Origin of the sequence: Peribacillus sp. NPDC076916 (assembly GCF_050269675.1) — a bacterium.
GTDB classification, from domain to species: Bacteria; Bacillota; Bacilli; order Bacillales; family DSM-1321; genus Peribacillus; species Peribacillus aracenensis.
In genome coordinates this window covers 209,528-220,903 of the sequence record NZ_JBNNIU010000005.1, presented here as the reverse complement: position 1 = coordinate 220,903, position 11,376 = coordinate 209,528, and the positions used below count along the sequence as shown (strand labels likewise).

Sequence of the window (11,376 nt, the reverse complement as noted above, 5' to 3'; positions counted from 1 at the left end):
TGATTTATATATGAATCGTTTTAACTTGAATACCTTTAATATAAGGCACATATAATTTGGCATGCATCTTGCTATATCTAAATATATAAATAAAAAATAAACTAGCTTGAAAAAATCCACTACAAGAGAAGGGTGTTTTTTACATGATAAAAGAAACGACGGGTATTCAGGAATTAATCGATTTGGATAAAAAGCATTTTATTCATCCGACTACGGCAATCCAGCAACAGCAGGCAGATGGTCCAAGTTTCATCTTTAAGGAAGGGAAGGGAATATATCTTACGGATGTCACGGGCAGGACTGTCATTGATGGCATGGCTTCACTTTGGAATGTGAATATTGGACATGGACAAGAAGAGTTGGCTGAAGTAGCGAAGGAACAAATGACGAAGCTAGCTTTCACCTCAAGTTTCGCAACTTTCAGCAATGAGCCGGCAATCCGGTTGGCGGCCAAAATCGCTTCCATTGCTCCTGGGGATCTGAATGCGGTTTTCTTCACTTCAGGTGGATCGGAGTCGAATGATACGGCCATTAAACTTGCTCGTCATTACTGGCTTTTGAAAGGGCAGCCTAATCGTCAAAAAATCATTTCCCGCTCGAAATCCTATCATGGAGTGGCAATGGGAGCTACAAGTGCGACTGGACTGAAGCCGTTCCGAGACTTCACGAATTCAATCGCACCGGATTTTTACCATGTGGACGGTTCTTCCATTGAGGAGTTGCGTAAGGTCATAGAACAGGAAGGGCCGGAAACGATTGCAGCATTTATTGCTGAACCGATTCAAGGTGCTGGTGGCGTGAACCTTCCTCCAGAAGGCTATTTTAAGGAAGTAAGAGAGATTTGTGATGAATACGGCATTTTAATGGTGACGGATGAAGTCATAACAGGTTTCGGAAGAACAGGGACTTATTTTGGGATTGAACACTTTGGTGTTGTACCTGATATGATGTGCTTCGCAAAAGGTGTGACGAGCGGATATGCACAGTTAGGCGGGGTCGTCCTGAATGATAAGATGCATCAGGATTTCATTGCCCTTTCAAAAGGCACGCTTTTACACGGCTACACATACAGTGGCCATCCTATGGCATGTGCGGTTGCTTTGAAAAATATTGAAATAATTGAACGTGAAAATTTGATAGAAAACTCGAAACAGCGTGGTGAAGAGTTGCTTGCCGGCTTTAAGAAGCTTCAAAGCAAACACCCGATTATTGGTGATGTCAGGGCACTTGGATTAATTGGAGGCATCTCCATCGTAAAGGACAAACAAACAGGCGAAGGCTTTGAGACACAGCTTGCTCCAAGACTGGTTGCAGAAGCGGCAAAGAATGGTTTGATTTGCCGGTCTGTTACGTTTGACCAAGATACACTCGTATTCTCACCGCCTTTAATCATTACTAAATCGGAAGTCGAAAGAATAATTGAAATCCTTGATGAGACATTTACTGCTGTCGAAAAAGAAATTTTATAAGAGGTGAAAGTGATGGTCATGACGGAAACGCTGAAAAAGAAATTATTCATTAATGGTAAATGGCAAGAAGCTGAAAAGTTCACGACACTAAAGTCTCCCTATAGCGGGGAAGTTCTGGCGGAGATTCCTTCTGCAAGCCTAGAAGATGTAGAGTTGGCAATAGAATCAGCCTACCAAGCTAGAAAAACAATGGCAGCTTTACCTAGCCATAAACGCGCTGCAATACTTGAAAAACTTGCAAGCCTTTTGGAGAGCCGCAAAGATGAGGCAGCTGAAATTATTGCTAAAGAGGCAGCGAAACCGATCAAAACGGCAATGGTTGAAGTATCCCGGACAATTGCTACATATAAATTTGCAGCAGAGGAAGCAAAAAGGATTCATGGGGAAACATTGACGATGGATGCTACAGCTGACGGAGAAGGAAGGATAGGATACACAGTCCGTGAGCCTCTAGGCGTTGTGGGTGCGATTACCCCTTTTAATTTTCCGATGAACTTGGTTGCCCATAAAGTAGGCCCGGCCATTGCTGCCGGAAATACACTTGTCCTGAAACCTGCGAGCCAAACACCGCTATCTTCGCTATTTCTTGCTGAACTATTAGCCGAAACTGATTTGCCGGCAGGTGCGTTTAATTTAATTACCGGAAGCGGTTCGGTTATTGGTGATAAATTAGTCACCGATTCACGGGTGAAGAGCATTTCATTTACTGGAAGTCCGGCTGTCGGAATCGGAATCCGTAATAAGGCAGGATTAAAGAAAGTGAGTCTTGAATTAGGTTCGAATGCGGCTGTCATCGTTGATAAAGGGATCAATATCGATAAAATCATTCAACGCTGTGTATCGGCAGCATTCGCTTTTCAAGGGCAGGTCTGTATTTCCTTACAGCGCGCATATGTTCATGAAGAGGTATATGATGAGTTTGTCAAAAAATTCATAGAAGCAACGAATGGCTTGAAACTAGGAGATTCTTTGGACCCGTCTGTGGATATTTCGGCATTAATCAGTGCTGGTGATGTACAGCGAAGCCTGGATTGGATTGGTGAAGCTAAACAACACGGTGCGATCGTTGCTGCAGGAGGTAAATCTGAAGGGAATATCCTGCATCCGACTGTGTTGCTGGAGGTGGATGCAATGCTTAAGGTATCTTGCCAGGAAGTCTTCGCTCCCATTGTTTTGATCAATAAGGTTTCTTCTGTTGAGGAAGCGATTGACTTGGTCAACGATTCCGAGTTCGGATTGCAGGCCGGGATTTACACGGAAAATATCAATCTGGCTCTTTCTGCCGCAGAAAAGTTGGAAGTCGGCGGTGTTATCATTAACGATATCCCAACTTACCGTGTCGACAACATGCCGTATGGCGGAGTCAAAAAAAGCGGGACGGGCCGCGAAGGGTTAAAATATGCCATTGAAGAAATGACGGAAATGAAACTGATCATTATTAACCGAAATTAATCAGAAAAGAGGTGAGCATCTGCTCATCTCTTTTTTTTGAGCTGAATTTTTCTATGTATCTTGATAGAGGTTAAGATGAAGGATTTCTCATAGGTTATGCAAAAATGAATAGGTAATTCACGATTGAATTTAAATGAGACAGGAAAGAGTAAAAAAAACGTGTGTTACCTATTATTTCAAGCTGGCATGAATCTTGCTCATATCTTATATATAGGTAGATAACTTAAAACCGAGGAGGAATTTACATGCAGGAAACTTTGCAAAATAATACGAAAAAAGAAGGAACGGGAGCACTGGACTTAAAAATGTTCATCAATGGGGAATGGGTGAATTCGACTTCAGGGGAGAAGAGGGACGTATTGAATCCGGCTACGGGGGAAATTATTGCCAAAGCTGCGGAAGGAACACAGGAAGATGTGGATGCAGCGGTCGAGGCAGCAAAATATGCTTTCTATGAAGGTGGTTGGTGGGGAACTCCTGCAGTGGAAAGAGCTCGCATTTTATTCAAAATAGCCGACAAAATAGAAGAAAAAGCTGAAGAATTAGCTGCGTTGGAAACATTGGATAATGGGAAACCATTGCGTGAGGCCCGTTATGATATAGCAGATTCAGCAGCCTGTTTTAGATATTATGCAGGATTGGCTACTAAACCGACTGGTCAAACTTTTGAAGTTCCTGACGGTCAGCAAGCGATGGTCGTAAGGGAACCGATCGGTGTATGCGGGCAGATCGTACCATGGAATTTTCCGCTAATGATGTCAGCGTGGAAACTCGCCCCGGCGCTTGCTGCAGGAAATTCCGTTGTGTTCAAACCATCTGAGATCACCCCTGTGACAGCGGTCAAACTATTCGAAATCATGGATGAAGTCGGATTGCCTAAAGGTGTCGCAAACCTTGTGTTAGGAGCAGGCCCAGTTGTCGGACAAGCCATTGCCGAACATGAGGAAATCGATAAAGTGGCCTTTACAGGAGGAACGGCAACAGGACGTAAGATCATGGAGGCATCACTGGGTAACCTAAAGAAAGTGACATTGGAGCTCGGCGGGAAATCTCCTAATATCGTATTTGCGGACTCTGACTTTGAGACGGCTGTTGATTATGCTCTATACGGGATTTTCTGCAATCAAGGACAAGTGTGTTCAGCAGGCTCTCGTTTACTGTTGGAAGAGTCCATATACGATCAGTTCATTGCAAGTCTTACTGCGAAGGCGAAAAAGATCAAAGTAGGTTCAGGTTCTGATGAAAGCAGCCAGATGGGACCTATCGTTTCAGAAGCCCATATGAACAAAATATTATCGTATATCCAAATCGGAAAAGAAGAAGGTGCCAAAATAATCGTCGGTGGAAATCGAATGAAAGAAGAAGGCTTGGATAAAGGTTACTTTGTCGAACCTACTATTTTTGTTGATACGACACCGGACATGCGGATTGTGCAGGAAGAAATTTTTGGACCGGTGCTTGTCGTTCAAAAGTTCAAGGATGAAGCGGAAGCACTTCGACTGGCAAATGATACGAAATATGGTTTAGCGGGAGCGGTGTTCACGAATGATATCGCAAAGGCGTACCGTGTCATTAAAAAAGTGCGTGCCGGCATCACGTGGATAAACTCATATCATCCGACTTATAACGAAGCTCCGTGGGGAGGATTCAAGCAAAGCGGAAATGGACGCGAACTGGGAACTTTCGGTTATGAGGCTTACACTGAAGTGAAGCAAATCAATAACAACTTGGATATCCAGCCAACAGGCTGGTTTGATGAAGAATAAATGGCTTGACGAAAAGGCTGTTCCTTGTGGAACAGCCTTTTTTTGTGGAAGCGCAGATAAATATCAAAAATCGGAGATATAACTCCGAAAATCGCAGATAAAATGCCGGAAGCGCAGATATATTCAAAGATTGCTATACATTGATTTACTTTTGGTGGACTTTTTCAAGATCAACCCGTCCCGAAAAGAAAACGGCGCCATTACCCATATCTGAGAGGCGATCTGGGGTAAGGGAATTGATGTGCTGTTTTGTTTCAGGTGTATTCTGCCACAAGCCTTGGCTGACAAGAACGCCTGGTAACACATTTTCACCGGGAGCAGCGGTAAGTAAACATTCACCGCGACCGTTCCAGATTTTAACCATATCTCCAGAGGATATTCCCATTGTTTTGGCATCGGCGGCATTCATGTGCAGCTTCGGTTCCTTTTCCAAGGAGATATGTTTGGCATTATTCGAAAAGGTTGAATTCAAGAAATTGTGATTAGGTGCCGGAATGAATAAAAATGGCAGGTCGCTGTCTTTTATGATTGGCGTATATGTTGGCAAAGGCTCGTATCCATCCAGCTTCATCCGTTCGGAATAAAGTTCGATCTTACCGCTTGGTGTCGGGAGTTTTCCTGGGAACATCGGCCGCATCTTGGCTTTGACAAATTGATTCCTTGAAAGGGAGTCATAGGTGATGCCTTCTAAATGAGGGTTTTCGGAAAAATCCAGCGCCTGACGTATCATATCTTCCTCTGAATCTCTAAATGCTTGTTCCCCAAATCCCATTCCAGCAGCTAACAGTTTGAACACTTCAACATTCGATTTCGACTTGCCATATTTTTCGACTACAGGTTTTTGTATTTGCACGTAATTATGCCAGTATGAATTATAAAAATCCTCCGTTTCATAAGATGATGTGGCAGGGAGGACGAGGTCGGCAAACATGGCCGTTTCGGTTAAGAATAGATCATGTACAACTGTGAATAGATCTTCCCGCATTAGGCCTTCCTGCACCTTATTAGCATTCGGAGCGACAAGTGCTGGGTTGGATCCGTATACAAACATGGAGCGAATCGGGTTTTCTTTTTCCAGAAGTGCTTGACCGATTTGGTTCATATTAATGGTCCGGGTAGCTTTATTATGCAATAAATCAGGACGTCTCAAGGCATTTGTATTAAAAGCCAGATATCCAGAATTCCCTTTGATGGCTCCGCCGCCTTCGGTCATCCATTGGCCGGTAAGTGCAGGCAGGCAGGCAATGGTACGTACCGCCATGCCGCCATTGTCATGGTGCTGCAGGCCATTGCCTATCCGAACGAATGATGGACTTATGGTGCCATACATCCTGGCTAATTCATATAAGTCTTCAATTGGAACGCCAGTGATCGCGGAGACGGTCGCAGGGTCATATTGTCGGACGTGTTCCCGCAATTCGGCAGCACCCACTGTGTATTCATCGAGAAAGGGCTGGTCGACTAGATTCTCAGCATATAGTATATACATCAATCCGAGGGCAAGCGCACTATCGGTGCCAGGCAGAATCGGAATGAACCAATCTGCCCACCTGCCGGTTTGGTTTTTATGTACGTCAATGACAACTACTTTGGCCCCGTTTTTTCGGGCTTGCTGGGCAAACGTTACTTGGTGCATATTTGTGCTCACAGCGTTAATGCCCCACATGATGAAAAGCTTTGTATGAATCGTTTCTTCTGGATCGATGCCGAATGAACCACCCATTGTATAGTTGTATCCGACTGAGCCTGCCGCGTTACATATGGAACGCTCGAGCATGCTTGCACCGAGTTTGTGGAAAAAACGGCGATCCATCCCCTCAGCACTGAGGTTGCCCATGTTTCCGTAAAAGCTGTAGGGAAGTATGCTTTCCGGTCCGTGCATTTCAATCAGGTCTTTCCATTTGGAAGTGATTTTGTCAATGGCCTCTTCCCAGCTGATTGGAGCAAATTTCCCTTCTCCTTTCGGCCCGATGCGCTTTAATGGCTGTTTTAAGCGATTGGGGTCATATAGGCGGGCAGTCATGTTTCGGACTTTGTTGCAAATATTCCCTTTTGTGACTGGATGATCGGGATCCCCTTGAACTTTAATGATTTTCCCGTTTTTTTTGTGCAACAGTAAACCGCATTGATCAGGACAGTCTAGAGAGCAAACAGAGGGAAAGACTCCATCTGGCTGATTGATATAGGATTGCATGGCGTATTCCTCCTAATAATTTAATCTAATAAAATGAATTTTCTTAATTATATTGAAAGTGAAATCGTTCAAAGGTGCAAGAACTTCTTAACATATGTTTTTTTTTCTGATAAGCTTACAAGATGAAAATTAACCTATAAATAGGAGGATTCATTTTTGGATTATGGAATTATAATATCAATAGGAATATACATGGCAGGCATGCTGTTAATTGGTTATTTTGCTTATCGGAAAACGGCCAACTTAACCGATTACATGCTTGGCGGCCGGAACTTGGGCCCGGCTGTAACTGCATTAAGTGCAGGGGCTTCCGATATGAGCGGCTGGCTGTTGATGGGTCTTCCCGGTGCTATGTACATAAGCGGGTTAAGTGCTGGCTGGATTGTCATCGGCCTGTGTACGGGATCTTATTTAAACTGGTTATTCGTGGCACCAAGACTTCGGACATACACGGAAGTGGCCGGCAATTCGATTACGATTCCGGACTTTTTGGGAAATCGGTTTAAAGATGGCTCCAGGGTCTTAAAAGTGGTATCAGCATCGGTCATTTTAATTTTCTTCACCTTTTACACATCTTCAGGCATGGTAGCGGGCGGTGAGCTTTTCCGCTCCGCTTTCAATTTGGATTATCGGTGGGGCATCTGGCTGACGGCGAGCGTCGTTATTCTTTATACATTATTTGGCGGATTCCTGGCTGTTAGCTGGACCGACTTCGTACAAGGTACAATTATGTTCATCGCCTTAATTCTAGTACCAGTTGTCACGATTGTAAATATTGGTGGCTGGGACCCTACCTTCAATGAAATAAAATCGATCAACCCGAATTTATTGCATGTCTTTGAAGGAACATCAACCATTGGAATCATATCTCTTCTGGCATGGGGGCTTGGTTATTTCGGGCAGCCTCATATTATCGTTCGATTCATGGCGGTTTCATCTGTTAAAGAATTGAAAAGTGCACGCCGGATCGGTATGAGCTGGATGATTTTTGCTATCGTCGGAGCGATGTTCACCGGATTGGTGGGGATAGCTTATTTTAACCTGGCAAATAGCCCTTTAGGGGAAAAAAATGCTGAGTCCGTATTCATCATTTTATCTAAAGAACTGTTTCCTTCTTTAATTACAGGCTTCTTGTTGGCTGCTATTTTAGCAGCGGTCATGAGTACGATTGCATCACAGCTGTTAGTATCGGCAAGTGCTTTGACCGATGATTTCTATAAGCAGTTCATTCGGCCGAATGCATCTGATAAGGAATTAGTGCTGGTAGGTCGGTTTGGTGTGTTGGCGATTTCCGCCATTGCCCTATTATTGGCTTTTAATCCAAGCGGCACGATCCTTAAATTGGTGGGTTATGCATGGGCTGGCTTTGGAGCGGCCTTCGGTCCTGTCATTCTGTTAAGCCTGTACTGGAAACGGATGACGAAATGGGGAGCCCTGGCGGGAATGATTGTCGGTACGGCAACCGTGATCATCTGGGATATGATCGATAAGTTCGCTGAAGTATACGAAATCATTCCTGGATTCATCGCTGGTTCAATAGCGGTAGTCGTTTTCAGCTTATTATCGGCCAAGCCTACAAAAGATATAGAAGAAGAATTCAATCAAGCCATTAAGAACCTCTCTTGATCATTGAAGGTCGTTAAAATGGTGCTGTTTTTTTTAGCTATATAAAACAATGAATGTAATATATATGGTACAATACCGATAGAGTCCTTATGTTGAAAACATGAGGGCTTTTTTTGAGTGATTTGGGAATAATAAACCAAAAAACAATACAAAGGAAAAAATATGAACCAATCTCATAAAATTGCATGTAAAGTGGCTTTTATATATATAATCATTGGGGTCTTATGGATTTTCGTTACGGATTACATCTCTATGACACAGGCAAGGGCAGATGTTCAGAGATATGCAATGTTTCAACATTCGAAAGGGTGGATGTTCATTTTCATAACCGGGATTTTCCTATACTTCATAATCAGGTATTGGACGGGGAAAATGTTAAGGTCCCAACAGGATTTCGTTCTGAAGGATGAACAGTATCGGTCGCTGTTCAAGCATAACCCGGATTGTGTCCTTGAGCTGGATCTCGAAGGAAATGTCGTTTCGATAAACCCTGAAGCTGAAAAACTATTAGGTCATAACAGTGACAATTTGAAAGGCAAGAATGCGAATCATCTCCTCAACTGGAATGAGAGTGATAAAGTATCTGTATTCTTTAAAAGGTCCCTTCAAGGGGAGGCTGTAAAGTTCGAAACGACCATCCAGAATGGCAGTGATGAAGAGCGGATAATCCGTGTAACCTTTTTACCGATCATCGTTCACACGGAAATGCTTGGTGTATATGCAATCGTTCGGGATATTACTGAATTGCGGCGCGAAGAGGAATTGATGATCATGTCTGAAAAGCTATCTGTAATCGGACATCTGGCTGCAGCGGTCGCACATGAGATACGGAATCCCCTGACATCGTTAAAAGGATTCGTACAGTTAATGGATATGACGCAGGAGGTGAACCCGCTGCATTCTGATATCATGTTGAAGGAAATTGACCGAATTAATATTATCTCAAGTGAACTTTTGATTCTTGGGAAGAAACAGGATGTAGCATACCGCAGGATCGATCTTGCCGACAGTTTACAACAGGTATTCACGTTGATGAAAGCGGAAACGAATTTGAATAATATCGAAATGGGTTTCAGGGTTAAAACCGCCGAACCGATCTATATTATGGCTGATCCAATTGAAATTAAACAGTTGATAATCAATATCGTCAAGAACAGCATTGAAGCGATTGAGGATAATGGGAAAATTGATATATCGCTGCAAACCGTCGATGGACAAGCAATGGTCAGCGTGAGTGATAATGGAATGGGAATGGTGCCCGAGCGTCTTGAACGGATTGGTGAGCCTTTTTATTCGACGAAAGAAAAGGGCACAGGGATCGGGCTAGCAATTTGCCGGAAAATCGTTCATCGGCTTCACGGGGAAATGCATTTTGAAAGTGAGGTAAACAAAGGGACGACGGTTACAATTCGTATTCCATTGGCTACTGGACAAGAATAAATGGTACTATGAAAGATAGGAAAAGTTATATTTTAAAGGAGAAAGATATGAGCGAATTACCTGAATTAGTGAACGATAGAAAAGCATATATACAAGAGGTCTGGAAAAAGTCCGGATTCGGGCAACTTACCCCGATTCAAACGAAAGCGATACCGGTGATTGTCGAGGGAAAAGACATCATGGCCGAATCACCGACTGGTACGGGAAAAACATTAGCATATTTACTGCCATTGCTAGAAAAGGTAGACCCTGAAAAGAAATCGCCCCAAGCTTTGATTTTGGCATCATCACGAGAGCTGGTCATGCAAATCAATGAAGAGATTCGCATTTGGTCAGAGGGAAGCGGCATTACGGGTGCAGCATTCATCGGCGGTGCAAATGTGAAAAGGCAGTTGGACAAACTGAAGAAGCGTCCCCAGGTGATTGCGGGAACACCGGGGCGTATTTACGAATTGATTGCCCAAAAGAAATTGAAGATGCATGAAGTTAAGACGATAGTACTTGATGAAGGTGACCAATTGATCACTCCAGAGCATATGGGAACGATCAATAATATTATCAAAACAACGCTAAAAGACCGGCAAATCATGGTATTTTCAGCGACCTTGCCGGAGGAAACGGAAAAAGCGGCCCGTGGATTCATGAATGAACCCGTAATGATCAAGGTAGATAAGCATGAAAAAATGGAATCAAAGGTGGACCATCTTTACTTTGTTGTTGAGAGACGGGAAAAGTCCAAGATTCTCGAGAAAATCACAAGAATTAAAGATGTGAAGGCCCTTGCCTTCCTGAATGATATAGCAGAGCTGAGCGTCCTACATGAAAAGCTGAGCTATAAAGGTATTGAAATGGGCGTGCTTCATGGTGAATCCAATAAAGTCGACAGGGAGAAAGCGTTGCGGAAGCTTCGTTCGGGAAAATCCCCAATGCTGATAGCAACGGATGTAGCGGCAAGGGGGCTTGATATTAAAGGCCTTACTGCGGTCGTTCATATTGATATGGCCGACAACATCGAACAATATATCCATAGATCTGGGAGAACTGGTCGTGCAGGTGCAGATGGCACTGTCATTTCAATCGTAACGGAAAGAGAAGAGCGAGAGTTGAAAAAAATGGCCCGTGAACTGGAGATTCCATTAACGAGAGTAACCTTCTATGGTGGAAACATTGTAGTAGATGAATGATACGAAAAAAGGGACGGCCATGGCGGCTGTCTTTTTTTTTCGCAAATGCCCGCTAAGATATAAAAATTAAAACGTTGCTCATTGTGCAGAATTCCCAGTAGAAAAGTGCCTGTTATTGCTGAATAAATTGAACCATGGGTGCCTCGGCAAATGGGCCGTTCAAAAAGAAATGATCCAATAAGGATCAGGATATTATCACCTAAAAGCATTTGATATTATAAAAATTGGATTTTGAAATGATTCTA

7 protein-coding genes are annotated in these 11,376 nt (G+C 43.4%); 6 read left to right on the top strand and 1 reads right to left on the bottom strand.

Going from position 1 to position 11,376, the window contains the following annotated elements; all coding sequences use genetic code 11:
• The first annotated feature begins 143 nt into the window (after nt 1-143).
• The 3 genes from ACQKFG_RS17785 (at nt 144) to ACQKFG_RS17775 (ending at nt 4,687) form a co-directional block, all read left to right on the top strand.
• Nucleotides 144-1,469: an aspartate aminotransferase family protein gene (locus ACQKFG_RS17785; RefSeq protein ID WP_427561181.1), complete on the top strand. Its 1,326-nt coding sequence runs from the start codon at nt 144-146 to the stop codon at nt 1,467-1,469.
• Between the two features lie 18 nt (nt 1,470-1,487).
• Nucleotides 1,488-2,921 (top strand): aldehyde dehydrogenase family protein, encoded by a 1,434-nt coding sequence (locus ACQKFG_RS17780; protein WP_192208138.1) that lies wholly within the window; start codon nt 1,488-1,490, stop codon nt 2,919-2,921.
• Between the two features lie 245 nt (nt 2,922-3,166).
• A complete protein-coding gene (locus ACQKFG_RS17775) occupies nt 3,167-4,687 on the top strand; it encodes an aldehyde dehydrogenase family protein (RefSeq protein ID WP_192207745.1) in 1,521 nt (506 codons plus the stop codon).
• A 145-nt stretch (nt 4,688-4,832) separates the two neighbouring features.
• Here ACQKFG_RS17775 and ACQKFG_RS17770 read toward each other — a convergent pair whose 3' ends face one another.
• Nucleotides 4,833-6,881, bottom strand: a complete 2,049-nt coding sequence (locus ACQKFG_RS17770) for a molybdopterin oxidoreductase family protein (protein ID WP_427561178.1) — start codon at nt 6,879-6,881, stop codon at nt 4,833-4,835.
• Between the two features lie 156 nt (nt 6,882-7,037).
• Here ACQKFG_RS17770 and putP point away from each other — a divergent pair, with 156 nt between their 5' ends.
• The 3 genes from putP (at nt 7,038) to ACQKFG_RS17755 (ending at nt 11,131) form a co-directional block, all read left to right on the top strand.
• Complete coding sequence (gene putP, locus ACQKFG_RS17765) at nt 7,038-8,507, top strand: sodium/proline symporter PutP (RefSeq protein WP_192207747.1); 1,470 nt, start codon at nt 7,038-7,040, stop codon at nt 8,505-8,507.
• 252 nt (nt 8,508-8,759) lie between these two features.
• A complete protein-coding gene (locus tag ACQKFG_RS17760) occupies nt 8,760-9,947 on the top strand; it encodes an ATP-binding protein (protein ID WP_427561174.1) in 1,188 nt (395 codons plus the stop codon).
• Nucleotides 9,948-9,994: 47 nt separating this feature from the next.
• The gene (locus ACQKFG_RS17755) at nt 9,995-11,131 is read left to right on the top strand and encodes a DEAD/DEAH box helicase (protein WP_192207749.1); all 1,137 of its coding nucleotides are present in this window, start codon (nt 9,995-9,997) and stop codon (nt 11,129-11,131) included.
• The last annotated feature ends 245 nt before the right edge of the window (nt 11,132-11,376 follow it).

Excerpts from the sequence above, each read along its gene's own strand:
- ACQKFG_RS17770 (WP_427561178.1), bottom strand. The coding sequence starts at position 6,881 with ATGCAATCCTATATCAATCAGCCAGATGGAGTCTTTCCCTCTGTTTGC.
- ACQKFG_RS17785 (WP_427561181.1), top strand. The coding sequence starts at position 144 with ATGATAAAAGAAACGACGGGTATTCAGGAATTAATCGATTTGGATAAA.
- ACQKFG_RS17775 (WP_192207745.1), top strand. The coding sequence starts at position 3,167 with ATGCAGGAAACTTTGCAAAATAATACGAAAAAAGAAGGAACGGGAGCA.
- ACQKFG_RS17755 (WP_192207749.1), top strand. The coding sequence starts at position 9,995 with ATGAGCGAATTACCTGAATTAGTGAACGATAGAAAAGCATATATACAA.
- ACQKFG_RS17760 (WP_427561174.1), top strand. The coding sequence starts at position 8,760 with ATGACACAGGCAAGGGCAGATGTTCAGAGATATGCAATGTTTCAACAT.
- ACQKFG_RS17780 (WP_192208138.1), top strand. The coding sequence starts at position 1,488 with ATGACGGAAACGCTGAAAAAGAAATTATTCATTAATGGTAAATGGCAA.